Genomic DNA, 25,864 nt, shown 5'->3' on the forward strand with positions numbered 1-25,864 from the left:
GAAAAATCACATTGGAGGAGACCTATGGACGAGAAGAAAAAAAAAGGCAGCAATATAGAGACGACGACTCTTGAGAAAGTGCCTATGGAAGAGCGAAAAAATTGGATCGACGTCGCACTGATTCAGGCCGGCATCATGATTTGTGTACCAAGCCTGCTGCTTGGAGGCATTCTGGCAGAAAGCATGTCACTGACAAATGCCATTCTTTCTGGTGTTGTTGGCTACTTAATTGTCATCGTGCTGTTCTGTCTGATGGGCATCATGGGAAGCGATCTGGGTGTGCCTACCTGCGTAACGGCTATCGGCGGCTTTGGCAAAAAAGGAGCAAGGTTCATCATCAGTACACTGATCTTTATCTCTATGATCGGCTGGTTCGCTGTGCAGACCAGCGTCTGCGGAGATGCGTTTTCTAACTTGATTGATCAGTTTTTCCATATCAGTGTATCCCCGGTTATATCCATGGTTATTTGGGGGCTGATTATGCTGGTTACGGCAGTTTACGGCATTAATGCACTGGACAAGCTGAACAAAGTAGCAGTACCGGCGCTGTTCATCGTAACCATCGTAGGCTGCATCATGGCGCTCAATAAATATGGAACGCAGCAGTTATCCGTCAATCCGGCGGTTCCATCCATGTCTTTCATTGATGGAATCGTATTAACCGTCAGCTTTATGGCGGCTGGATGCCTTGCGGCTTCTGATATCACCAGATATCAGAGAACGAGAAAAGACACGATCATCTCAAGTTCGCTGGGCGTAGCGCCTGCAGGTGTTTTGATGGTTGTTCTGGGTGCAATCATGACTAGAGTCGCACAGCAGTACGATATCACTTTGGTGTTCTGCGAAATTGGAATTCCAATTCTCGGTATGCTGGTACTGATTTCGGCAACCTGGACCACCAATACGACCAATGCCTATTCTGGCGGCATCAATGCCGTTCTGATGTTTAACCTGGCTGAGAATAAGAGAGCGGCAGCGACTATGGTCGCTGGACTCATCGGCACTGTCTGCGCGGTGTTCGGCCTGGCAGATCATTTTGAGGACTTTTTATACATATTAGGCGATGCGCTGCTGCCGACCATGGGCGTTATCCTGGCCGATTATTGGATTATCGGCAGGGGTAAGCCGGAAAACTACAGGATGCCCGACGGTTTCAACTGGATTGGCATCATATCGTGGCTCTGTGGTTATGCGGTCATCAAATTAATTCCTTACGGCGTACCTTTCGCACAAGGCATCATCACAGCTGCGGCATTATATGTTATCTTAGCGAAGATGATTAAAAGACCGCAGGATAAACTGAATTGATTCTGGAATTTTACTTTAGAAGCGGGGGCTGCTAGCTCCCGCTTTTTGTGTACGCCTGAGGAGGGACATCAGTTACGCAAAAATGGTACAAATGCATGAAAAAGTTAATCAGGAATGATGCGGAGGAGAAGAAATGCGTAACAGGGCACCCGCAGGAGGACATCAGTTACGCAAAAATGGCGCAAATGCATGAAAAAGTTAATCAGGAATGATGCGGAGGAGAAGAAATGCGTAACAGGGCACCCGCAGGAGGATGTCAGTTACGCAAAAATGGCGCAAATGCATGAAAAAGTTAATCAGGAATGATGCGGAGGAGAAGAAATGCGTAACAGGGTACCCGCAGGAAGATGTCGGTTACGCAAAAATGGCCTGGCAGTCCTTCTTTTACCAAAAAAGACATTGACAAAAGAGGGTGATGATAGTATAGTTAGTTTAAGCTAACTAAGTGTGGCGGATTATAGATTCTCCTTAAGTGATTTTAATTAACAAATGTGTAGTCTTTGGGCGGGCATACCGTATGCCCGCCTCCTATGGACTACGAAGTTAGCATCGACTAACTAAGGGAGAGAAAGGCGGAATTGTGGAAAACTATTTGATTGAGCATTGCGCTCCGACTTTGGCGTCATTGAAAACGGCCAATTTATTTAACTATATGTATGATTCAGATGCACAATTGTATGCGTACATCGATGAGCTGAACCAAAACCTGCGGGAAAAAGGAGTTTCTGTTGCAGTATTGAGAAAATACGACCATAGTGCGCTGATTTACGTCTATCGGGAAAAAAAGCTGCGGGCAGATCTAGCGCAGAAGGGGGTCCACACTTTTCTCAGATACTTTGGTTACGAAGGATTCTCAGCTGACGAGGCGATTGCCGTGCTGCAGACCCGCTTTGGAAAAGAAGGAGAGTTTCCCCACGAGATTGGTATTTTCTTAGGTTATCCTTTAGGCGATGTGATTGGATTTATCGAAAATGCAGGCAGAAACAGCAAGTGCAGCGGTTGTTGGAAAGTGTACTGCAATGAATGTGAAGCGGTTCGATTATTTGCTAAATTTGATAAGTGTAAAGAAGTTTATAAACGTCTTTTTTATCAGGGAAAGACGATTGGGCAGCTTACAGTTGCTATATAGAATGAAAGAAAAGAGGTATGAATCATGAGTAAAATTGCAGTTGTATATTGGAGTGGGACTGGTAATACAGAACAGATGGCGCAGCAGGTCGCGGCGGGGGCGAAAGGCGGCGGAGGAGATGTCACCAGCTTTCAAGCGGCAGAGTTTTCTGCAGATCTGATGGATCAATACGATGCAGTTGCTTTTGGCTGCCCGTCCATGGGTGCGGAGGAACTGGAAGAAGATGAATTTGCGCCGATGTTCGAACAGTGCGAAAAAAAGCTCAAGGGTAAGAAAATAGGGTTGTTTGGCTCCTACGGCTGGGGAGACGGCGAATGGATGCGCTGCTGGGAAGACCGCTGTATCGATGACGAAGCTGTCATCGCCCATGAATGTGTCATCTGCAACGAAGCGCCTGACGACGAGGCACAGCAGGCCTGCAAAGATCTGGGAAAGTCACTCATATAAACATATTTGCGCGTAGGCATGATAAAGCCACCAGTTCAACTGTAATGTCATTAAGTTAAATATCTTTAAAGAAAGAAGCGAACACAAATATAGGGGGGAGACAGGATTTTACACTACCCTCTATGTTTTATCTGTTTTTTTGTATGGCAAACAGGCAGAAGCTTAATCTGCCTCATTTCCTGTACCATAATACAGATTTTATGATATCCTATAGACGAATTGTATCCGGGCCTTAGTTCTCGGCTTGCGTGAATAGCTCCTGTTTGGCCGAACAGGTGTTATCATCCTACGCAGTAATGTTTCAGCATCTGGCGGTGAGACATCCTTGAGCAAAAGGCTCCGTGCTATGTTTACGGCAGCTGAAAACCGAACCTTGTATTCATATTTTCTCTTCTTTGACGGGACCTGCACACAGCCGGCAATGATCTGCGTCAGGTTATACATGATAAGGTTCGCATATATTTCCTGTGTCACAAAATCACTTTTCCTTGAATGGAATTTCAGCATGCCCACTATGTATTTCAAATCCCTAAAGGAAGTCTCTATCCCCCACCTCAAAGCATAAAGCTTTCTCAATTCTTCTGCGGGAAAATCTGATGCAGGAAGGTTTGTAACCAGTAATTCATACAGCCCGTCACCGGTTTGTATCCTGACGACCCTGAAGTCCAAAGTAAAAAAACATACAGGATCGCCATGTTTATTTTTTGATGGAAGATAATCAAAACCCACACTGCCCGGAATATAGCGATAACGATTCCTGTCCTTAAGCAGTTCTTTGGTTTCCCTGTTCTTTCTTCTCGTAAGGGATAGATGGATCGGGAGGTCATATTCGTCACAATCTGGCAGTTGAAGCCCACTGGCGATACCATAACGGCCCGGTTCTTTTATCCGCATGATATATTTCCAGCCACAAATTTGCAGATGTGCCATATTGTTGTAAGATTCATATCCCCGGTCGCAGATTGCAATGGAATCTGCGTTTTGTGAGCGCTCAGCCATTTCGATCAGTGCCCTGTCCTCATTCTGGGTACGGTACTTCTGGATGACTGCATCGGTATAAATCCCCTGCAGGATATCCATCATTGCGTTCAGATGGAACTCGTTATGCGGCCGTTCGTTCTCGGTGCATTTCACATAGGAGTCCGGATCATCGGGATTGTTCGGGACCTGGACATGGCTTCCGTCAACAGCCATGAGGCGGTATCCTTTGTAGCGCAGATCCTGATCAAATGCGAGATTGCCCATGTGGAACAGTTTAGTAAAGGCGGTATGGGATATCTTGCTTCTTTGCTGGATGAAAGCAGAGGGCGAGGGGGAATCAGGCGAGTATTTCCCCATTCTGAGAAGTTCATTTGTAAGCGTGCTTCCGCCAAATGATAAAATTGAGCGTACAATGAATCCAAAGGAAATCTTCCTGTTTCGTGAAAAGTCCTTTTCAGGATGGATGCTGAACTTTTCTTTTGACTGCTCCAGACGGTTTATCAGGGAGTCAAATTTTGAAACTACATCTTTCGTGTTCATGGGCTCCTCCTTGTAAATAGGTTTGATGTGTCCTACTTACAAGGGCCACTTTTATCCGCTAAAAAGGGAATACCTGATAAAAGTGGCCGCACAATTCCTTAATGATGTCAAGAAAAAACTTCGCATCATTAAAGATTGATACGAAGTTTTTGTTTAGGTTGTCTTAACTTAATGACATTACAGTTCAACTGGTGGTTTTAATTATGTAGGAAATATCGTCTGCAGAACGAATTTCCGTATGTTTCAAAGACCTTCCTGCTGAAATATGTAGCTGATCCAGTCGGACGTTTTTCTTCTAGTATCAAAGGCCTTGTAGCCTTTGTGACTGTAAATGTAGTCGATTTTCCAGCCGCCTTCCTCACAAGATTTACTGCGCAGCAGCTCCTTCAGTTCCTGTGTGCGGGAATCTGTCCACAAATCGGCCTCCCCCGCAATGTAAACCAGATCCACAGCAGAGAGCATGTAGGCCTGAGGATACATGATGTCGGTGATGTGGGCACTGATTGGCGCACCGTTTGACAGACGCTGATACATGTGGTGCCGAAGCATGTACTCTGTGCCCTTAGAGATCATCTCTTCCACAATCCTGTCAGAGTGATCGGTGGAGGCAGCATAGGTGAGCAAAGCGCGCACGGTTTTGCCGATACCGATATAACAAGGCGTAGCTTTCATGCAGCCGCCGTGCTTGCAGATTCCGTCGTACTTCCATCCTGTCTGTTGATTGCGATCAAAGACCTGGTATTCCTTAATCCAGCCCAGGGCGTTCTGCACGTCTTGCGAATCTGCTTTCCCCAGACGTGTGAATGCCTCCAGCAGCATAGCGTTATAGCAGGGTACGATGTAGTTCACGTCGCCCGTATAGGAAAAGCCTTCTTGCAGGGCAAGATGATCAGAAACAAAAGCAAGAACTTTCTGTGTATAGGGCAGCCTTTGCGCATAGGGAATCTCAGAAAGTGCCATGAGACGGAAAAGGCAGAAGAACCTATCCTCCTGGTAATCCTTAGTCAGCTTTTCAACGAGTTTTGATTCGGTCAGCAGTGTCTGTATTTCTGCATCTGAAAGGCTGTCACCGCGGTCGAACTTGATTCTTAAAAGCAAGGCACTGTCCATGTCTAACACCTCTATTCTTTCATATTTCTATCATCATAACACAAAGGGGGCAGCCGCCGCAATACACCAAAAGGCCTCATCGTCAGATGAGGCCTTTTAGCTGCGATATTTTATTTAATTAAGAAAGAACGTTCAAAAGAAATTATCTCGTAACCCTGTATCCTTTTGACACTCTTAGTATAGCAATCTTTTGTGATAAATATGCGAAGAACATTTAACGTTTTTGTGGCGCTTTTGTTAAGGGAAAGTGGCAATACCAGTCTTTATGTCGTTTCTTTTACTTTCTGCAAAAAAGCCTGTGCCGCTTTGGAAAAAACCTGGTATTTTTTCCAGATCAATGACATACCTACTTGAGATTCTGGCACCAAGGGTCTGAAGCACAACTGGCTGTTGCCGGTGGTATTGATCAGCTGGTCAAAGCACAGGGCGTAACCCATGCCTTCTTCTACCATTAGTGAACCATTATATAAGAGATTATAAGTGGCGACTACGTTAATAGACCTGCCGCCGTTTTTTAATGATTCCTGGAAGTCCGGGCTCTGATAAATCTGTCTGGAAAGAATCATGGGCTGACCGTATAAGTCTTCTTCTGTAACAGCTTCTTTCTCTGCCAGAGGCGAATCCTTGCGCATGAGAATACCCCAGATGTGCTGAAAAGGTACGGGACGAGATTCAAATTGAGCAGAATCGACGTCGCCGTGAAGGAGCGCGAAGTCTATAAGCCCCTTACTAAGATGTTCCATCACTGCAGTACGGTCACCGCTGATGACGTGAAGCCGAATGAGAGGATATTGGCTTTGCAGCGTCCGGGCAATCTGCACTAGAAAGCGCACCGGCCTTGCTTCCGCTGCACCGATGGTAATGTCGCCGGCGATGGTGTCCTCTGACTGCGCGATTTCGCTTTCTGTTTTTCGCATCAGTTCTGTAATTTCTTCTGCCCGCTTGCGGAGAAGCATGCCTTCTTCTGTCAAAGTAATCTTGCGGTTCCCTCTGATAAAGAGCTGCTTTCCAAGCTCTTCTTCTAAATCTTTGAGCTGCCTGGAAAGGGTGGGCTGAGAGAGATGCAGGACTTCCGCTGCGCCGGAAATACTCTGCTCCCTTGCTACTGCTAAAAAATATTGTAGTACTCGAAACTCCATCTGATGAATCTCCTTTCAAAATTTGTTTGTGAAGTGAACGTCTGAATAGCGTTTCGTCAATTTTCGATTAACGAATCTATTGCCACGGGTCCATCGCAGTCATTTTTTTCATGCGTTTTCTGTGAGTATAGCATAGTTAAATATGCCTGTAAAGCATGGAAGGGTATTTAATATGAGTATTTGCTAAGTGGAAAGTCTGATGCTAAAATGAAACTACTAACATGAGGATATAAGAGGAGGACAAAACTCATGAAAAAAATAATATCCCTTCTCCTGTGTGGCACGTTGCTGCTTTTGCTTTTCTCCTGCAGCGGCAATTCCAAACAGGATTCTGATGATACCAGTGCAAATCAGACTTGGCAATCAGAAGAAACCGTCACTGATGCGCTACAGATTCGAGTAGAGGGAACAGCAGGAGAGAACATCGTATTTCAGCTCAATGACAGTACTGCCGCAAAGGCACTGTATGAACAGCTGCCCCTTTCAATTCAGGTAGAAAATTACAGCAATAATGAAAAAATTTTCTACTCGCCAAACGAACTGGATACCAGTGATGCACCCCTTGCTGAAGGTCCCGCCGGAGTCCTGGCATATTATGCCCCTTGGGGTAATGTGGTGCTTTTTTATGGGAAATGCGGGGGCGCAAGCGGCCTGTATGCACTTGGAGAAGCGGTGTCGGGGGCCGATCAGATTGAGACGTTATCTGGTGAGATACAGGTAAGCCGCGTAAAATAAACTTTTAAAAATTTGCAAATAACCCTTGACTTGGAGTCCACTTCAAGTGATAAGGTCTATGCATGAAAGGAAGATAATCATGAAAAAAATACTATTCAGCATATTGATTGCTGCGATGGCTATTGGATTTGCAGGCTGCGTCCAGCAGGCGGAGCCTTCGGGAAACGATAACCAACAGGAGCAGACACAGAAACAAAGCCCAAAGAAAGATGGGAAGGTTCTCATCGCCTACTTCTCCAGGGTCGGCAATTTTCAGGAGGAGGATAACGTAGATGCCGTAGCCTCAGCCAGTGTCCAGGTCGTAGACGGTCAGCACGAGGGAAACACCAAGATCATTGCCGATATGATCGAGGAAGAGACAGGCGGCGATTTGTTCTTTATCGAGATGGAAGACAAATATCAGACTGACGACTATGATGGATTTGTCGATTCTGCACAGAGTGAAGGCAGCCAAGGCGTCCGGCCAACATTAGCTTCTCACGTGGAAGACATGGAAAGCTATGACACCATCTATCTGGGATTTCCAAACTGGTGGTTTGATATGCCGATGGCGGTGTACAGCTTTCTGGAGGAATACGATTTATCCGGCAAAACCATCGTCCCTTTCTGCACCAGCGGCGGCAGCGGCTTTTCGGATACGCTCGCGGCTATCAAAGAGGCGCAGCCGCAGGCCAATGTGACAGAGGGCCTGCATATCTATCAGGACGATGTGCCTTCCGCTGGCGATGAAGTGAGGGAATGGCTGAACCGCTTATGATTTTGGGCATCCAGCGGAAAGGAGATCAGATAGATGAATAAGAAAAGAATCAAAGTATGTATTGACCTGTCCATGGTTGCTTTATTTCTGGCCTTGATGGCATTTCACATTACGGGAAACCGTGTCCATGAGTGGCTGGGTGTCGCACTCTTTGCGCTTTTCGCAGTGCATAACGGGCTGAACCTCAGGTGGTACAAAAATTTGTTCAAGGGAAAGTACAAGTCGGTGCGGATTTTTTACACCGTTATCAATCTTTTGCTGCTCCTGGCCATGTCCGGCATGATGGTAAGCGGAATCCTGCTGTCAACGGAGGTCTTTGCCTTCCTGGATCTGCCCGCGTCGATGTTTGCGAGGAAACTCCATATGTTTTCTACTGCTTGGGGATATGCACTGATGGCGGTACATCTGGGATATCACTTCGGCATGTCAGCTAGCCGCATCCAAGATAAAATCAGCCGCGTTTCCGTCGGCATGGGGCTTGCCATCGTTTCGGCACTCGGCATCTTTGCCGCTGATTCGCAGCAGCTGTGGCAGAAAATGTTTCTGCGCATCGAGTATGTGTTCTTTGATTTTAACAGGCCGCAGGTGTTCTTGATCTTTGATTACATCGCTGTCATGGTGCTCTTTGCCAGTATCGGTTATATCGGCAATCGTTTTTTGAAGAAAAGGAGAAAAGATGAAATACAGAAATTTAGGGAAAACGGACTTACAAGTCAGTGAGATCAGTTTGGGCTGCGAAGGTTTTGTCGACCACGACGGCACTTTGACGCCGCTGCTTTTAGATAAGGCGGAAGACCTTCAGATCAACTATCTGGATTTCTATACGCCAGATCCCAACCTGCGAAACCGCCTGGGGAAAGCGCTGGCGGGCCGCAGGGATAAGTTCATTCTGCAGGCACACCTGTGCACCACATGGAAAACCGATCAGTATCAGCGGACGAGAAAGATTGAAGAGGTAAAAGCCAGTTTCGAAGATCTGCTGGCGCGCCTTGAAACTGACTACATAGACGTGGGCATGATTCACTATGTGGATTCCATGGAGGACTGGCAGGAAGTCTCTCAAGGTTCGGTAATGGAATACGCCAAAGAACTTAAAGCAGCGGGAAAGATCAGACATATCGGTATGAGCAGTCATAATCCTTTGGTATCAAAGGCCGCTGTAGAAAGTGGATTGATCGAGGTGCTCATGTTCAGCATCAACCCGTGCTATGACCTGCAGCCAGCTAGCGAAGACTGCAACGACTTGTGGGATGACAAAAATTATCAGTCACAGCATATCAATATCGACCAGGACAGAGAAAGTCTGTATGAGCTGTGTGAGCAAAAGGGCGTCGGCATTACGGTGATGAAAGCCTTTGGCGGCGGAGATCTGCTGGATGCTTCCATGTCCCCTGCAGGCGTTGCCCTGACAGTAAATCAGTGCATTCACTACGCATTGACCAGGCCAGCTGTGGCTACCGTCCTTTCAGGCGCACACACTTTGAAAGAACTGGAGATCAGCGCAGCCTATGAGACTGCGGCGGAAAAGGAAAAGGATTATGCAGCAGCCTTTGCACTGATGCCGAACATCAGCTGGGAAGGACATTGTATGTATTGCGGTCATTGTGCGCCGTGCACAGTGGGCATCGATGTGGCTTCTGTGACCAAATTTCTAAATTTGACAAAGGCACAGGGCATGGTCCCAGAAACGGTAAGGGAGCACTACAGCACTCTGGAACACAGTGCGTCAGAATGCGCAGGCTGCGGAGCCTGTGAGAAGCGGTGTCCCTTCGGTGTCAAAATTATTGATAATATGAAAGAGGCAGTGACAGTCTTTGGAAAATAGGAGGTACTTATGAAACGAAATAGCTTGGTGGTGTATTACACCCACTCCGCAAACACGCGGAAAATCGCAGAAATAATCTGCGAAAAGACGAAAGGGACGCTCTTTGAAATTTTGCCGGCAGAGGCTTATCCCGCAGATTATGATGCGGTGGTCAAACAGGCAAAGAAAGAAATTGGGGCGGGTTATCGTCCTGATCTGGCGACAGATATCGACGTTACGCCCTATGACGTGATTTATGTTGGAACGCCTAACTGGTGGAGTACGATTGCGCCGCCAGTGGCGACTTTCCTGGAAGGCCATGACTTTGCAGGAAAAACTGTCGTGCCGTTCTGCACTCATGGAGGAGGCGGAATGGCGCACATCCAGCGAGATATGGAGAAACTGGCTGGCGGAGCGAAGATTCTCGCTGGCCTTGATCTTTGCGGAAACGGCGGAAGCCGTGCAGAGGAGGCAGTAGAAGGCTGGCTTAAGGAGGTAGAAAATGATTTATAAAGAATTTCAGGAGATAGAGCTATCGGCGTTAGGTTTTGGAGCCATGCGTCTGCCGACGACAGCGGGGGAGCCGAATGGACCGATAGACGAGAAGCAGACTGCTGAGATGGTCGCCTATGCCATAGAACACGGTATCAACTACTTTGACACGGCTTACGGTTATCACGACGGCCAGTCAGAAGTGGTCATGGGCAACGTCCTAAGTCAGTATCCAAGAGAAAGCTATTATCTGGCCGACAAGTTCCCAGGCTATGATCTTTCCAATATGGATAAGGTAGAGGCAATCTTTGAAGAGCAGCTGGCAAAGTGCGGTGTGGATTATTTTGACTTTTACCTGCTCCATAATATCTATGAGAAAAACGTCGATCCTTATATGGACGAAAAATACGGCATCATGGATTATCTTCTCGCACAAAAGAAGGCGAGAGGAATCCGTCACCTGGGTTTTTCTGCTCACGGTCGCTACGATACCATGGAGAAGTTCCTGAAGGTCTACGGCAAGGAGATGGAGTTCTGCCAAATCCAGCTCAACTATCTGGATTGGAAGCTGCAGGATGCAAAGGCAAAGGTGGAACTGCTGGAACAGTACCGCATCCCGGTGTGGGTCATGGAGCCTCTCCGCGGCGGCGCTCTTGCAAAGCTCTCTGATGAGAATACAGCAAAGCTTGCCGCTCTGCGTCCAGAGGAAAGCGTACCGGCCTGGGCCTTCCGTTTCCTCCAGTCCGTGACCAGCGTCAAAATGGTGCTTTCCGGCATGTCCAATTTGGAACAGATGAAGGAGAACATCAAGACCTTTGAAGCGAAAAAACCCCTTACAGAGCAGGAGATGACGGCTTTGACGGAAGTGGCTGACAGCATGCTGGATATTCTGCCATGCACCGCCTGCCGCTACTGTACGGCGCACTGTCCGCAGCAGCTGGATATTCCGGTTTTACTGTCACTGTACAATGAGACCCGCTTTGCCAACGGCTTGATTACCCATATGGCCGTAGACGCGCTGCCAGAAGAAAGGCGGCCAAATGCATGTATCGGCTGCAAAAGCTGTGAGGCGGTATGTCCGCAGCAGCTGGCCATCGCAGACGCAATGGGTGATTTCGTAGAGAAACTGAACCAGCCGGCAGGGCTGTAAAACCTCAGGCGCAAGTCTGATTTTAGGAGAGCATAAATGGAATTAAATCATTTTTTGGATTATGTAAATAGTGGGAATAGAATTACATCGCCCTCTGAGGAGCTGGCGTATTGCAGCTATTTGTCACAGGAGGCATTGAAAATCACAGCGCAGATAAACAGCGGATATCATGGACCGAATGAGCTGCGGCAGTTATTTGCTCAGCTTTGCGGTCAGCCAGTCAATGAGACATTAAGGTTGATCCCTCCCTTTTATACCGACTGTGGTAAAAACATTCATCTGGGAGAGAATGTTTTCCTCAACGCAGGCTGTACGTTTCAGGATCAAGGGGGAATCACCATTGGAGACAGAGTTTTAATTGGTCACCATGGAACGATTGTTACACTGAATCACGATTTTGATCCGGATAAAAGACAGGATCTGCACCCTTCGCCGGTATTCATCGGTAATGATGTCTGGCTTGGATCTAATGTCACCATACTTCCAGGCGTGACCATTGGAGATGGCGCGATTATAGCCGCTGGCGCAGTTGTAAATAGAAATATTCCAGCAAGAACCATTGCTGCAGGCGTACCAGCCAAGGTCATAAAGGAGATATAATAGAAATCCAGAAGAGCTTTGCCCCGCTTTAAATGGCAGAGGAACTGTGGTAAAATGGAGTCAAAACAAAATGGAAAGGCGGCTATATATGAAACTTACCATGCTCGGAACCGGAAATGCCATGGTCACAGAATGCTATAACACCTGTTTCGTTCTAAGCGAAGGACAGCGTCACTTTTTGGTAGACGGCGGCGGAGGCAATACGATTCTGCGACAGCTGGCGAGGGCGGACATAGATTGGAAGGACATCAAAGATATTTTCATCACCCATAAACATATCGATCATCTGATGGGGATCATCTGGCTGCTGCGCTTTATTTGCCAGAATATGAACGGAAATAAGTATCCAGGAGAAGTGAACCTCTACGCCCATGACGAACTGATTGGGCTGATTGATCAGATGGCCCACATGCTGCTGCCAGAAAAGCAGACTAGGTTTATCGGTCAAAGGGTCCATCTGATTCCCGTATCTGACGGGGAAACACACAACATTCTGGGGTGTAAGACTGTATTCTTTGATATTCGCTCGACCAAAGCAAAGCAGTACGGTTTCACCATGTATTACGATGATGTTGAAAAATTAACCTGTTGTGGAGACGAACCGTATAACCCTTATAACCGTCAATATGCGGAAAATAGCACTTGGCTGCTCCACGAAGCCTTCTGCCTTTCCAGCCAGTCGGAAATCTTTCATCCATACGAAAAACACCATTCTACAGTCAAAGATGCCTGTCAGCTGGCAGAGAAATTGCAGGTGAAGAACTTGATTCTTTACCATACGGAAGACCAGAACATTTTGAAACGAAAGGAGCTGTACAGCAAAGAGGGGGCGGCCTATTTCGGCGGCGCGTTATATGTGCCGGACGATTTGCAAGTGATACAGCTGTAGTTATGACTGATAAACGCTTCCTTCAAAGGAAGAAAAACGGCGCAAGGGAGGTTAAAAAAACTTTGCGCCGTTTTGTCTTACAGAAACAAATGCAAACCTTATTTCACTGGTGAAAGTGCGGCCAGCTCCGCATCAACGACTACGCCTTCTTCCATAATCAGCTTGCCGTCCAGCCATACTGTTGAGTTTAAACAGATACCGTCGGTGTGGGACTTTGCATCCTGGCCGACAGGCGGCGCGTCGATCGGGCTGACATAACCGATGCCCCATTCTGTGCATCCCCAGACTCTTTCGTCTTCTACTACGTTTCCGGTCAGTTTAGCGCCCGGATTGAAACCGTAGGCGATATGCGCCATCTTAAACATGCCTTCATCATCAAAGGATTTTAAGTATTTTTCATACTCTGCCGCTTCCGGGCCGCCTTCAAACTTGACAATTTTGCTGTTCTCTACGGTCAATACCACTGGCTGTGACGGTACTTTGCCGAATGGCGGCGTGATTGTTCCGTCGAAAACAATCTTTCCGTTGATGGTGCCAAAGCGGGGAACGATGTTCAGCTGGCCTGTCAGCATGTGCATGCCAGGTACCGTAGCATTTCCGCAGTCGTTGCAGACTAGATGATTAGGGTCCAGTTCAAAGCTGACGTCTGTTCCGGCAGGAGTAGTAACTCTCATTTCTTTGGCATCGATATGTCTCTGGGCAAAGGCTGCCATAAAAATCTGCAGCTGCGGTGTTTCTACATTTCCCACGGTTCTGATTAAAAGTTCCTGTGAGAAGTCCACAAGACACATGTACCGCAGCTTTGGATTTTTTTCCATTGCGATTTCAAATGGTGTCGAATAAAGCATCCACTGATGGTTGAACTCAACCCAGACGTCGGCGCCGAGGAGGGCGCCGGTCAGCGCGTCTACCGGGATATCGGGATCAGCCGCTTTTCCCACTCCGCCTGGAGTAGCGATGGTAATCACCATCGGGAATCCGCCTACACTGTAGACACTGGCAGCAACAGCGTCTACCAGACCTTCGTCTGACATGGTGTCAGCCGTGATAACCACCGTTTCACCTTTCTTTACTGCAAAGATCTCGTTGATCAGCTTATCAGCCGCCTTCTGTAATTCAAATTTTAACATTTTTCCACCTCGCGTAATTTCGAATTTTGTAGCTTCATTATAGCGAAAGCGAGGAATCAATGCATTGTAATAATTTTAAATACAGAAGTTCGAATTTATAATTAATACAAGGAAAGGAAGCCGCAGGAACCTTATAATGACAAGAAAGTGGAAGAGGAGGATTTCATATGACAATTCATGAATTTATAGAAGAAAATAGAGCGGCGATGGTATCTGACATCATCGATTTGGTAAATATCCCAACCGTTTTTTCTGAAGATGCTGACAGCGGACAACCATTTGGCAAAGAAGTGGATCGGGGTTTAAAATGGATTTTGGACAGAGCGGAAGTCATGGGAATGGAGACCAAAGATTTTGACGGTTATGCAGGTGAGATTACTGCTGGAGACGGGCCGTTTATGATCGGGGTTCTGGCTCACGAAGACGTGGTACCAGCTGGCGAGGGCTGGGAGACAGACCCTTTTGACGCGGTGGTGAAAGACGGCGCTATTTACGGCAGAGGAACAGGTGATGACAAAGGACCTCTGATCAGCAGTCTTTACGCTATGAAATATTTGATGGACGAAGGAAAGATTCCTGCCGGGACTTGCCTGCGGATGATTGTAGGCACCAATGAGGAAGAGGGATGGGGCGGCATCAACTATTACAAGTCCCAGGCGGAAAAACTGCCGGATTATTCCATCGTTCCCGACGGTTATTTTCCGCTCATTTACTGTGAAAAGGGTCTTGTCGATTTTGATCTAAAAATATCGTTATTGGACGATAAGTCGGCGGAAGTAAAGGTGGACGGTCTTTATGGCGGCAGCGGAAGAAATGTAGTGGCGGGAAAGGCAGGCTGCGACCTGATTTGTCCGCCGAATCGAGCGGAAGAAATCGCAGCGGCGTTAAACACTTTTGAAGGTGTTACGACAACGCGGAACGGCAGCGTAATCGAAGTGACAGCACAGGGGAAAAGTACCCACGCCATGTCGCCAGAAAAGGGACTGAATGCCATCAGCGTGCTGATGAAGAGCCTCGCAAGCCTAGAGTGTACATTGTCGTTGGGCGATTTGGTTGATAAATATAATAGATACATCGGCATGGATTACAACGCAGAAAAATTTGGCTGCGGATTTGAGGACCAGCTTTCAGGAAAAACCACATTTAATATCGGTGTTCTTCGGTATGAGGAAAATACTGCCGTTTTAGAAGCAAATTTGCGTTATCCTGCTTCCCTGCCGAAAGAGACCATCAAACAGGCTGTCGAAAAGACTTGCAATGAGGCGGGGTTTGGTTATGCAGAAAAGGACTATCTTCCGCCCGTCTATACGGAACCGGATTCCGACTTTGTCGGGAAGCTGATGGAGGTGTATCGCAGGGTGACGGGGGATGAGGAGAATGAAGCCTTTACCATCGGCGGAGCGACTTACGCCAGAGCGATTCCGAACGCAGTGGCTTTTGGACCGCTGTTCCCTTATGAGGAGGAACTGGCTCATGAAGCCAATGAATTCCTTTCCATCGATAGTCTGGAAAAGATGACCTGGATCTTTGCAGAAGGACTGGAAGCATTGCTGGGGATGAAAAAATAAAGTAATCGCCAGGAGCTTTACAATTAGTCGATGGGATTTGTGAAGACACCCCTGGGACATTTTCTACGGCAAAGGCATGAAACCATCTTCCGCCTGCATTTTCATTTTTCTGCTTGTTATCGGCACATTTTTTGATTATTGTAAACCAATCCGCCTTCATTTTCGAATTCCGTGGTCCTTCTTGCGCAAAGGTGACGAATCTGGCTGATTCAAGGGAATTTGCAAAGGGAGTCGCGCAGATATACTTAAAAAAATCAAAAATGTAGGCGGAAATCCAGGCCTAGGTAGCATTTTGTGCCATTATGCCCTGCTTTTTTGAAAAATGAAGGCGAGCTATTTTATTTTCATGCATCCATGCACTGGTCATTGTAACGGGACGTCGTCTCGGGACATTTTCCTTTTCGCTTACTTAAGACATTATCATTTTAGAATCAGGAGTTGTCACCTTTATATAAAAAATAGGTTGACGAATGAGAGCGCCTGTTGTATACTTCCATTAACAATAGAAAAGCGAGGAAGATATATGACAACGATGACAAGCAACAAAATGAAAACTTATGATATGGTATGCATTGCAATCTTTGCAGTTTTGATGGCAGTCTGCTCCTGGATTGCTATACCTACGGCAGTGCCTTTTACCTTGCAGACCTTTGGCCTGTTTCTGACCGTAGGCGTGCTGGGTGGCAAACGGGGGACCTTTGCAATCCTGATCTTTATTCTCCTTGGAGCGGTAGGGATTCCCGTTTTCTCTGGCTTCACAGGGGGTCTTGGAATTCTCTTTGGAACTACAGGAGGTTACATCATCGGCTTCCTTTTTTCCGGCCTTGCCATGTGGGGCATGGAGAAGCTGATCGGTAGAAAGACATGGGTCCTGGTCTTGTCTATGATTCTGGCTATGACGGTTTACTTTGCCTTTGGTACGGCTTGGTTCATGGTCGTCTATGCGAGGACTGTCGGCCCGATTGGGCTCAGCGCGGTGCTGGGCTGGTGCGTGGTTCCCTTTATCATTCCAGATCTGCTGAAAATGGCTCTGGCGCTGATGCTCAGCGGCCGGCTGCGCAGGATCATTGAAAGACAGTCGCAATGACATTTAAGAAAATAAAATACCTTTACTGGTAGTACAATGACCTGAAGCTGACATCGCCACCAGCGCAAAGGGATGACTGTCAGACCATGTATCCCTTTGTCAACTGAAGGTAATTAGACACCATAACACCTTAAAGGTCATACTTTTTGATTTTTCGATACAGAGTAGCCAAGCTGACGCCCAGAATTTCTGCAATCTGCTTTTTGGCCTCCAAGGAAGTGCCGGAGGTGATCAAGAGGCTTTTGATTTTTTCTCTTTCAGACATCTTCTCGATGGACAGGGGAGATGACGGATTGGTTTGCTGTGAAAGCCAGGCCGGCAAACTGCCGGCTGTGATAACCTCGCCGTCAAAGGTGTAGTTGATGGCATATTCGATGGCGTTTTCCAGCTCTCTGACGTTGCCCGGCCACTGATATTCACAGAGGATTCTGAGCGCCTCTTCTGAAATACCTGTAATCCTTCGGTTTAAGATGGGCGCATACTTATCACACAGAAAGGCGGCTAGAGCCGGAATGTCCTGACTGCGTTCTCGCAGAGATGGAATCACAAGGGGAATGACGTTAAGACGGTAAAAAAGGTCTTTGCGGAATTCTCCTTTTTCTATTTTGGCTATTAGATTTTGATTTGTAGCGGCAATAACCCGCACGTCTATGTCGATGTTTTTGGTGCCGCCTACATGCTGAACTGCCTTTTCTTGTAAAACCCGCAGCAGCTTGACCTGCAGGTTTAAGGGCATGTCTCCGATTTCATCCAGGAAGATGGTGCCCTTCTCTGCCATTTCAAAAATACCCGGTTTGCCGGAGGCTTTGGCGCCAGTAAAAGCGCCACCGTCATAACCGAACAGTTCGCTTTCTAACAAAGGGTCTGGAATCGCACTGCAGTTGACAGGAATAAAGGGGTTTTCACTGCGCAGGCTGGAGTTATGGATGGCGCGAGCAAACAACTCCTTTCCTGTACCGCTTTCCCCGGTAATCAATACGGTAGATGGGCTCTTCGCAATAGCGCTGGCTCGTCCCTTGGCTTCTCTCATCACGAGACTGTCTCCGATGATTTTTTGAAAGGAGGCGGAGGTGTCTGTGTTCAGCAGTCTGTGGGCGATGCGGAACAAGCTTTCATCGGTATTAAAGGATTCTACCGCACCCAAAAGCCGGCCTTCTTTCTTAACCAGCGTAATGTTAGAGACCAGGTGTACCGCCGTGCCTTCTGCATTATGGTATTCCACGCTGTTCTCATAGATCGACCTTTGACTCTTCAAAGCAGCTGACAAAAGTGATTCCGGCACGATTTCTGAAATCTGCCGTCCCAGGGCGGCGCCGCTTTCAATCCCCAGCTTTTCTTCAGCTGTCACGTTAAAGCAAGTGATGATTCCTTCGGGATTACAGGCGATGATTCCTTCGTGAACAGAGGAAATGATGGTCTTCAGGTATTCATTGGTGCTGCTCAGTTCTTCCCTCACAATCAGTTCCTGTACTTTAGACGCGAGAATTTCTGCCATTTTTCTGGTGAACTTCATAAAAGAAAAGCTGTTTTTCATGATGTTTTCCCGCTGCTGCTCGTTAAAAGCTACCAGGCTGATGACGCCGTAACAAGTGCCTTTTAGCAGAATCGGATAGTAGAGGCCGGCCTTATAATAACATTGATTCCTTTCGGTGCAGTCACGGCAAAGGGGATTTATGCCTGGGTCTGCCAGAACCAAGGGTCTTTTGGTCTCAAACAAATGCTTGGAAATCTGGGCGTTGGAATTGCTCCACTCCGTAGGATAGGACTGTCTGGCTTCGTAGTCTAAAGCATTGTAACTGGTACTGCCTACCACGGCCATGTTCTCATCTATGATTTCTGTTTCCACGCTAAGGGCCTCGGAAATGACCTCAGCAAAATGCTGTACCTCTGTCTGAATTTCGTATAAATAACCCATTCTATACCCCTTTCTTGAATGCAGATGAAACTTTTCGCAAGTTTGCTCTGTCTAAAACGCCGGCACCTCTGTCATCCGACAGAAAGCACTTGAGAAAATGAGAATGATTCGCAAATGGTGAGAAAGCCTATTTTCTAAGAGTATACAGCGATTTCCTTTCATCAGCTATAAAAATATTTCGCAAAATTGAGAATAATTCCAGAACCATTGACTGCAAACTGTGGATTTACGGTGGCTGCCCATGTTGGCACAGGATTTGCGATAATATATGAATCATCGACAGGAGGTTATAATATGGAACAAAACACCAGCTATTTTACACGGATGGGTGACGGCAGCGGCATCTACATGTCCGCGGAAGAAATTCGCCGTGATATAGAAGAGGGCGTCAGCGACGCAATGAAACGAGGAAAGATTGACGGTCTCAGTCAGGAGGAAAAAGCACGCCTCTTTGAGATTATCACCATGGAAGGCAACGTGGTAGGCGTCAAAAGAGGGATGGAGGTGGTTTCCACTTCGGATTCCGGCTGCTTTAAGCTGAATTATCAGGCTCACGTGCCTATGGATCGGACCGCAGCTGCTTTGGTCAATGAGAGAATTTTAGGACTGGATTCGGTGGACATCGGCAATATCGATTACAGTTATAAGACGGTGAAACCAATTCTGCACGACGAGGCCAAGGTGATGGAAATCGCCCAGGCGCAGAACGTCATTCCCGTTCTCTACGGCGGCATGCCAGACCTGGGCAGATACACAAAGCCTGATGGTCCGGTAGACAACTGGTCGGAATTGCTGCCTTTAGGAAAGGTAGAAGAAGCGCAGGCCGCCCAGGAAGAAGCCGTGAACCATGCTGTGAAAGATCTGCTGTATATTGCGGAGGGCATGATTGCAGCCGGCGCAGACGGCATGAACTTCGATACCAGCGGCGCATCGGGAGATGCGGATTTTCTGGCGGCGCTCAAGGCTATAGAGAAGATCAAAGAAAAACATCCTGACTTTGGCATCGAAATCGGTATGGCAGGAGAGTTCGTCATGGGCATGCACGGCGGCCTCAAGTACGACGGTGTTCGGCTGGCAGGGCTTTATCCCCATAAGCAGGTGAAGCTGGCGGAAAAAGCGGGCGCTAATATCTTCGGTCCGGTAGTCAACACCAACTCTAACAAGTCCTTTGCCTGGAACATCGCCAGAGCGGTAACCTTCGTCAAAGCCTGTTCTGCGGTCGCGCAGATTCCGGTTCACGTCAATGTGGGCATGGGTGTAGGCGGCACACCGATGGCCTATGTACCGCCCACGGATGTGGTATCAAAGGCAGCCAAGGCCATGGTAGAGATCGCCAGGATAGACGGATTGTAGATAGGCTCGGGTGATCCATTTGCCAATGACGCCACACAGGAAATCGCCGTATGCATGGGCGGCATTCGCAGCGCCGGAGATCTGGTGCTTCGTATGCAGCTGACAAAAGGGATGCGGCTGCCCGAGGCTAAGAAATATGTTGCAGAAAAATTAGGTGTAGAGACAACGGACCTTGCCGACTGTTCTGTGATGAGAGATATCAGAGAGGATCTTAATATCGCTTATCCAATGCCGGCTGACAAGAGCGCCAAAGGGATTGAAGCCAAGTTTAGAATCAGCAGACTGCTGGGAATTAAAATTAACTCGGTAGAAAGATTTAAAGAGAAGGCAGGCCTTCAGGAGGTGAAAAAATGAGCTTTCAATTCAGTAAAGAGACCCGCGGCTACCGCCTGCTGACAGACCAGGGCATCGTGACCATTCACAACGCTACTATGGATCTGATGGGACAGTACGGCGTTCGCATCTTTGGAACAGAGGCGAAAAAAATCTATGAAGAAGCAGGCTGTGATGTAGATTGGGAAAGCAACATGGTCAAGTTTCCGAGAGAACTGGTCGAGTGGGCTATCGAGGTGACGCCGGGGACCTTCACCATGTGCGGCCGTCACCCTAAGGACGATTTTGTTCTCGGTGACGGAACCGTTTCCTTTACCAGTTTTGGCACGGGGCTGCAGATGTTCGATCTCGAAACGGGAGAAGTCCGCGATACAGACACAGAGGACTTAGAGAATTTTGCCCGCTTCTGCGATGCAATTCCGGAAATCAACGCCTTTACCACGGCGGTAGCTGCTCAGGACGCGCCTGGTCCATTGAAGGACTTTTACGAGGCGGAAGCTATTTTTAAAAATACGACGAAACACGCCATTCTCGATGCAGAGAACGGTCACAACGCCAAGGCGATTATCGATATGGGCATTGCCATTGCAGGCAGCCTGCAGAAGCTGCAGGAACGCCCTTTCTTTACTCTGTGCATGTGCCCCAATAGTCCCTTGGAAATTCACGACGGCGCTTCCCAGGTCATTATTGAGACAGCAAAGGCAGGCCTGCCCATCAGCATTCTGTCCATGGGCTTGGCAGGCGGAACGACACCTGCCACACTGACAGGCACTTTTGTAGTGACAAATGCGGAAATCTTGGCGGGCATTGTATTGACCCAGTTGATTCACGAAGGCAACCCGGTGATTTACGGCAGTTCGACAACTGTCATGGACATGAGGAAAGCGACGTCGCCAGTGGGCGCGCCGGAACACGGCATGTTCGGGGCCATGGTAGCGCAGATGGGCAAATACTACGATATAGTGACGAAAGTGGGAGGCACATAGGCGGACAGTAAAGTGATGGATGTGCAGATCGGCCACGAAAAGACTCTGACAGGACTGATGCCGGTGCTGGCCGGTGTGGATCTGGTTTACGGCCTGGGCATGATCGACATGGGTATGGCCATCAGCTATGAACAGTTCCTCATGGATGCAGAATTTGTGCGCATGTTCAAGAGAACGGAAAAAGAAGTTATGGTAGACGAAGATGCTCTGGCGCTCTCCGTAATTAAAGCCGTAGGACCGGCAGGCAATTACCTGAGTCAGAGACATACACTGGCCCACATGCGCGATGAGATATCGACTACTGCTTTGATCGACAGGCAGATGCGCGAGAAATGGCAAAAGGACGGCGCCAAGGATATGCCGCAGCGGGCCAGGGAGCTTGCCAAGGAGATTCTAGCCAAACATCGGCCAGAGCCTTTGCCAGCGGACGTGCAGGCTGAACTTGCGGCGATTATAAAGCGTGAAGGAGACTTGCTATGCAGATAGAAATCAAGGTATTTACAGAGGAAGAAAAACATCTGGTTCACCAGAGAACCATGGAGCTTTTATCACAGACAGGCGTCTGGATCAAAAGTGACAAAGCCTTCTTTGCCTTAAAAGAGGCGGGGGCTTCCATCGATGAGAAACGCAGAATCGTCTATTTTACGGAAGAGATGGTGCAGAGGGCTCTTGCTGCCGCGCCAAAGCAATTTGTTCTGGGCGGGCGAAACCCGCATTACGACTACCCACTGCCGTCAAAGGAAAGCCGCCATCTGATGAGCGGTATCACTACCAACATCTACGATCCCTATACCGGGCAGCGGCGGGAATCTACGAAAGCGGACGTGGTCAACGTGGGCAGGATTTTTCAGCATGCGGAGACCGGCGCCGCCTGCTGGACTGGCTGCAGCGCTGGCGACGTACCAGAAAAAACCCATTGTCTCCATGAGATGGCAGCCATTATAGAGGGAACATCAAAACACGTACAGTTTGAACTCGCAAGTCCCTATGAGTCAAAGTTTGCCATTGAGATCTTACGGGCGATTCTCGGCAGCGATGAGAAAATCAGAGCGCGTAAAATTGCTTCCGTGCTCTACTGCCCTGTATCACCGCTGACCCAGGACAAGAACATGTTGGACGCTTATCTGGAGCTGGTGGATTACGATGTTCCGATTAACATCTATCCTATGCCGATGATTGGCATGACTTCGCCAGCCTCTATCTTCTCAACCATCTGTCAGATCAATGCAGAAGTGCTGTCTGCCGTCGTACTTTTCGAAACCATCAAGCCGGGCTGGCCGCTGATCTACGGGGTGGCATCCGGGGCGGCAGATCCGATCACCGGCGAGTACGTCAAAAGCGGAGAAGCGGCACTGGTCAGCCTAGGCGGTACAGAGATGGCCAGGTTCTACGGCCTGCCTTGTGCAGTCACCGGCGGAGGCAGCTTTGAGACCATGCCCGCTTATCTGGGCAGAGCCGATTTGATCGACGGGATCGGTACGACGGATAATGGCATGGCAGTCAGCTTAGAAATGATTCTGACTGAGGATGAAATCGCCAAGCGATGCCTGCGGATTTCTAAAGGCATTCGTATCGGCGAGGATACAGATTTGACTGAGGATATCAAAGCAGAGGGTCCGGGCGGAACTTTCCTGGCACACAAGTCTTCCATAAAGAATTTCCGCAATCCCGATGAACTCTATTACTCGAAGATGTTTCCACCAAAACTGCGGGCGACAACTTATGAGAAGCGGGACAGCATCGAGATTGCAAACCGGCGGGTGCGGCAGATCCTCGAAGGCCCCCTGGTCGATGCCCTGCCTGAAGCGGTGCAGGCGAAGATTGATGAAATCTGCCAGAGGGCAGATGGCGGGATATGAGATAGCGCTAAAGGAAGTCCAGCAGAGAACCTTTACAATGAGGTTGTACTTTTTGATCGGTTTTTCATGATCTTGCGTAACAGAATCGATGCTAAGACAGTTTACCAGGGGGTATCCTGACATGAAAGTTATTTTTTGAAAGAATTCTAAAAGAAATGCGACTGTCAACTCAAGAAAAAATAACCGGAGACGTATTCTGCCGGTTATTTTTATGCGGAAAGAGGGCATTTTTGGTCGTCAAAGGTGATTGTCTTAAAAAACTGTTACGCTAAACTTGTTAAGATGGCACAAAAAGCATAACCTTATTGTAAAAGGAGACGACATATACCCCCCTCCCCTAGCAATAAATATCATTCTTCTTGCAGAGTCTGCCAGCCAGTAAATTTATGACCTTTATGGACTGACACACTTAGAACGTGATCGGCGAATGGAAGGGAAAGCGCAATACCTATTCGGCGGCCTCATTTTGCGGTAACTGAGGGAATCTTTCACTTTCTGCCCAGAAGCGTCGGTCTTGAAATCTGGAACGGTATTTCCACGATCATATTCTCTGTACCTGGCCGAAAGGAAACATTGAAAAAGAACGCAGGTTTTGGTATACTTATAAACTGCAGTGATAGAATTGACCTTTATAACTGTGCTTAAAGACAGCGTAGAACCTGTAATCCGTAAATTAGTACCGTTTTAACGGATCAAGAGAAACAGACAAGTATTCTAAACAAGGAGATAAATCAATTTATGATTTTACTGACAGCTGAAAAAATAAAGAAAAGTTATACCGAAAAACCGCTGCTCACCAGCATCGACCTGACCATTAACGATGATGACAAGATCGGGCTGATTGGCGTCAACGGCAGCGGAAAATCCACCCTGCTGAAAATCATCGCTGGAGCGATAGAGCCGGAAGGCGGTGTCATAACTAAGGGAAAGGAACTGCGCAGCGCTTATCTGCCGCAAAACCCGGATTTTGACGAGAACTTGAGCGTCATGGATCAGGCTGTCAGATATCTGGAAACCATCAGCCCTCATTTTGAATTCTATCAGTGCCAGTCAATGCTGACAAAACTGGGCATCGCTGATTTTGACCAGAAGATGGGAGAACTTTCTGGCGGGCAGAGAAAGCGGGTCGCTATGGCAGCCGTACTGACGGCAGAAAGCAACCTTCTAATCTTGGACGAGCCGACCAACCATATGGATAACGATATCATAATTTGGCTAGAAGAATTTTTGATCGGCTACCGCGGGGCTATTTTTATGATTACTCACGACCGCTATTTCCTGGACAGAGTAACAGGCCGTATCGCCGAAATAGACGGCGGCAAATTGTACAGCTATGACGGTAACTACGACTATTATTTGGAGACCAAAGGGGCTCGTAAAGAAATGCAGCTGGCCAGCGAAAGAAAGCGGCAGGCTATCTACAAAAAAGAGCTGGCCTGGATCAGGCGCGGCGCGCAGGCCAGGACAACCAAGGCAAAGGGAAGGATACAGCGATTTCAGGAGCTTGAAGATAACAAACTGGTAGTTGATGAGACTTCTCTGGAACTGAATACCATATCCAGTCGTCTTGGGAAGAAGATCATAGAAATCGATTCCCTCAGCAAGGCCTATGGCGAGAAGGTTTTGTTCTCTGATTTCAGCTATACGTTGCTGCGAAACGATCGGATCGGCATCATCGGTCCTAATGGCTGCGGTAAGTCCACTTTATTAAATACGATTATGGGACGGATAAAACCTGACAGCGGGCAGGTTGTAATAGGCGATACTGTGAATATCGGATACTTCTCACAGGAAAATCAGGCTCTTGATGAAACCTCAAGGGTCATTAAATACATTGCGGATATCTCTGACAATATCAAGACATCGGAGGGCAGTTTTTCTGCCTCACAGATGTTGGAACGTTTTTTATTTCCGCCGCAAATGCATTCGGTGGAAATCGGCAGATTGTCGGGAGGTGAAAAGCGGAGACTATACCTTCTCAGTATCCTTATGACGGCGCCAAATGTGTTGATTTTGGACGAGCCGACCAACGATTTGGACATCGAAACCCTGACCATTTTGGAAGACTATTTGGACGATTTCAGCGGGGCGGTCATTGTCTGCTCCCACGATCGGTATTTCTTGGATAGAGTGACGAGAAAAACCTTTGCCTTTCAAGGCCAGGGGCATATGAAAGAATATAACGGCGGCTACAGCGACTATGAAATCAAACGGCGGGAAGAGCAGGCGCAGGAAAAGCAGGCGCAGCGGCTCAAAGGAAAGTCTGCTGGCGCAGAGCGAACGAGAACCCAGCAGCGACCACAAAAGCCGAAGTTCTCTTACAAGGAGCAGAGAGAATACGAGACCATCGACGAGGACATCGCGGCTTTGGAGAACCGTATCTCTGAGACAGAAACAGAGATGCTGCAGAATGCCACCGACTTTCCGAGGTTAGCCAAGCTGACAGAGGAGAAGGAAGAACTCGAAGGACGGCTGATGGAGAAGATGGATCGCTGGGAATATTTGTCCGAGCTGGCGGAGAAAATTGCCAGTTATAAGAAATAAAGAGTGCT

The 25,864-nt window shown here is 47.9% G+C and carries 20 protein-coding genes and 2 pseudogenes; 17 read left to right on the forward strand and 5 right to left on the reverse strand.

The genetic code is table 11. The features are described 5' to 3' along the window. Nucleotides 1-24: 24 nt before the first annotated feature. The 3 genes from BN6539_RS12575 (at nucleotide 25) to BN6539_RS12585 (ending at nucleotide 2,884) form a co-directional block, all read left to right on the forward strand. A complete protein-coding gene (locus BN6539_RS12575) occupies nucleotides 25-1,308 on the forward strand; it encodes a cytosine permease (protein WP_082907507.1) in 1,284 nt (427 codons plus the stop codon). 580 nt (nucleotides 1,309-1,888) lie between these two features. After that, nucleotides 1,889-2,437 carry a DUF3793 family protein gene (locus BN6539_RS12580; protein WP_330385085.1) on the forward strand — a complete coding sequence of 183 codons (549 nt, stop codon included), beginning with the start codon at nucleotides 1,889-1,891 and terminating at the stop codon, nucleotides 2,435-2,437. 24 nt (nucleotides 2,438-2,461) lie between these two features. Next, a complete protein-coding gene (locus BN6539_RS12585; protein WP_067539064.1) occupies nucleotides 2,462-2,884 on the forward strand; it encodes a flavodoxin in 423 nt (140 codons plus the stop codon). Between the two features lie 198 nt (nucleotides 2,885-3,082). Here the strand turns inward: BN6539_RS12585 and BN6539_RS12590 are convergent, their stop codons facing one another. The 3 genes from BN6539_RS12590 to BN6539_RS12600 form a co-directional block, all read right to left on the reverse strand. Continuing rightward, nucleotides 3,083-4,405, reverse strand: coding sequence for an IS4 family transposase (locus BN6539_RS12590; protein ID WP_067539068.1), 1,323 nt, complete (start codon nucleotides 4,403-4,405; stop codon nucleotides 3,083-3,085). Between the two features lie 243 nt (nucleotides 4,406-4,648). After that, nucleotides 4,649-5,515, reverse strand: a complete 867-nt coding sequence (locus tag BN6539_RS12595; RefSeq protein ID WP_067539071.1) for a prenyltransferase/squalene oxidase repeat-containing protein — start codon at nucleotides 5,513-5,515, stop codon at nucleotides 4,649-4,651. A gap of 263 nt (nucleotides 5,516-5,778) precedes the next feature. Further along, nucleotides 5,779-6,654, reverse strand: coding sequence for a LysR family transcriptional regulator (locus BN6539_RS12600; RefSeq protein WP_067539075.1), 876 nt, complete (start codon nucleotides 6,652-6,654; stop codon nucleotides 5,779-5,781). 249 nt (nucleotides 6,655-6,903) lie between these two features. Here BN6539_RS12600 and BN6539_RS12605 point away from each other — a divergent pair, with 249 nt between their 5' ends. From BN6539_RS12605 to BN6539_RS12640, 8 genes are all read left to right on the forward strand, one after another. Further along, entirely contained in the window at nucleotides 6,904-7,389 is a 486-nt protein-coding gene (locus tag BN6539_RS12605; protein ID WP_067539077.1) for a cyclophilin-like fold protein, read from the forward strand. Nucleotides 7,390-7,468: 79 nt separating this feature from the next. Next, a complete protein-coding gene (locus BN6539_RS12610; protein WP_067539081.1) occupies nucleotides 7,469-8,146 on the forward strand; it encodes a flavodoxin in 678 nt (225 codons plus the stop codon). A gap of 33 nt (nucleotides 8,147-8,179) precedes the next feature. Continuing rightward, nucleotides 8,180-8,866, forward strand: coding sequence for a DUF4405 domain-containing protein (locus BN6539_RS12615; RefSeq protein ID WP_067539084.1), 687 nt, complete (start codon nucleotides 8,180-8,182; stop codon nucleotides 8,864-8,866). Further along, complete coding sequence (locus tag BN6539_RS12620) at nucleotides 8,823-9,971, forward strand: aldo/keto reductase (RefSeq protein WP_067539087.1); 1,149 nt, start codon at nucleotides 8,823-8,825, stop codon at nucleotides 9,969-9,971. The genes BN6539_RS12615 and BN6539_RS12620 overlap by 44 nt, the downstream gene beginning before the upstream one ends. Nucleotides 9,972-9,980: 9 nt before the next feature. After that, the gene (locus BN6539_RS12625) at nucleotides 9,981-10,463 is read left to right on the forward strand and encodes a flavodoxin (RefSeq protein ID WP_067539090.1); all 483 of its coding nucleotides are present in this window, start codon (nucleotides 9,981-9,983) and stop codon (nucleotides 10,461-10,463) included. Further along, nucleotides 10,453-11,592: an aldo/keto reductase gene (locus BN6539_RS12630; protein WP_067539092.1), complete on the forward strand. Its 1,140-nt coding sequence runs from the start codon at nucleotides 10,453-10,455 to the stop codon at nucleotides 11,590-11,592. The genes BN6539_RS12625 and BN6539_RS12630 overlap by 11 nt, the downstream gene beginning before the upstream one ends. A gap of 36 nt (nucleotides 11,593-11,628) precedes the next feature. Further along, nucleotides 11,629-12,192, forward strand: a complete 564-nt coding sequence (locus BN6539_RS12635) for a sugar O-acetyltransferase (protein WP_067539096.1) — start codon at nucleotides 11,629-11,631, stop codon at nucleotides 12,190-12,192. An 88-nt stretch (nucleotides 12,193-12,280) separates the two neighbouring features. Further along, nucleotides 12,281-13,081, forward strand: coding sequence for an MBL fold metallo-hydrolase (locus BN6539_RS12640; protein WP_067539099.1), 801 nt, complete (start codon nucleotides 12,281-12,283; stop codon nucleotides 13,079-13,081). 98 nt (nucleotides 13,082-13,179) lie between these two features. Here the strand turns inward: BN6539_RS12640 and BN6539_RS12645 are convergent, their stop codons facing one another. After that, a complete protein-coding gene (locus tag BN6539_RS12645; RefSeq protein WP_067539102.1) occupies nucleotides 13,180-14,211 on the reverse strand; it encodes a M29 family metallopeptidase in 1,032 nt (343 codons plus the stop codon). Nucleotides 14,212-14,378: 167 nt separating this feature from the next. Here BN6539_RS12645 and BN6539_RS12650 point away from each other — a divergent pair, with 167 nt between their 5' ends. Further along, nucleotides 14,379-15,779: a Sapep family Mn(2+)-dependent dipeptidase gene (locus BN6539_RS12650; RefSeq protein ID WP_067539105.1), complete on the forward strand. Its 1,401-nt coding sequence runs from the start codon at nucleotides 14,379-14,381 to the stop codon at nucleotides 15,777-15,779. A gap of 547 nt (nucleotides 15,780-16,326) precedes the next feature. Then, the gene (locus tag BN6539_RS12655) at nucleotides 16,327-16,866 is read left to right on the forward strand and encodes a biotin transporter BioY (RefSeq protein WP_242869412.1); all 540 of its coding nucleotides are present in this window, start codon (nucleotides 16,327-16,329) and stop codon (nucleotides 16,864-16,866) included. A gap of 130 nt (nucleotides 16,867-16,996) precedes the next feature. On the opposite strand, the gene BN6539_RS12660 is transcribed toward BN6539_RS12655, so the two are convergent. Continuing rightward, the gene (locus BN6539_RS12660) at nucleotides 16,997-18,781 is read right to left on the reverse strand and encodes a sigma-54 interaction domain-containing protein (RefSeq protein ID WP_067539111.1); all 1,785 of its coding nucleotides are present in this window, start codon (nucleotides 18,779-18,781) and stop codon (nucleotides 16,997-16,999) included. Between the two features lie 294 nt (nucleotides 18,782-19,075). On the opposite strand from BN6539_RS12660, the pseudogene mtbB reads away from it, so the two are divergent. The 4 genes and pseudogenes from mtbB (at nucleotide 19,076) to BN6539_RS12690 (ending at nucleotide 25,856) form a co-directional block, all read left to right on the forward strand. Beyond that, a pseudogene (gene mtbB / locus BN6539_RS12665) lies at nucleotides 19,076-20,488 on the forward strand ([dimethylamine--corrinoid protein] Co-methyltransferase). After that, nucleotides 20,485-21,939 (forward strand): annotated as a pseudogene (mttB, locus tag BN6539_RS12675) ([trimethylamine--corrinoid protein] Co-methyltransferase). The pseudogenes mtbB and mttB overlap by 4 nt, the downstream one beginning before the upstream one ends. Then, nucleotides 21,930-23,312 carry a trimethylamine methyltransferase family protein gene (locus tag BN6539_RS12685; RefSeq protein WP_067539124.1) on the forward strand — a complete coding sequence of 461 codons (1,383 nt, stop codon included), beginning with the start codon at nucleotides 21,930-21,932 and terminating at the stop codon, nucleotides 23,310-23,312. Before mttB ends, BN6539_RS12685 begins: the two are co-directional and overlap by 10 nt. A 738-nt stretch (nucleotides 23,313-24,050) precedes the next feature. Continuing rightward, a complete protein-coding gene (locus BN6539_RS12690; protein ID WP_067539127.1) occupies nucleotides 24,051-25,856 on the forward strand; it encodes an ABC-F family ATP-binding cassette domain-containing protein in 1,806 nt (601 codons plus the stop codon). The last annotated feature ends 8 nt before the right edge of the window (nucleotides 25,857-25,864 follow it).

Origin of the sequence: Emergencia timonensis, from assembly GCF_900086585.1 — a bacterium.
Taxonomy (GTDB): domain Bacteria; phylum Bacillota; class Clostridia; order Peptostreptococcales; family Anaerovoracaceae; genus Senimuribacter; species Senimuribacter timonensis.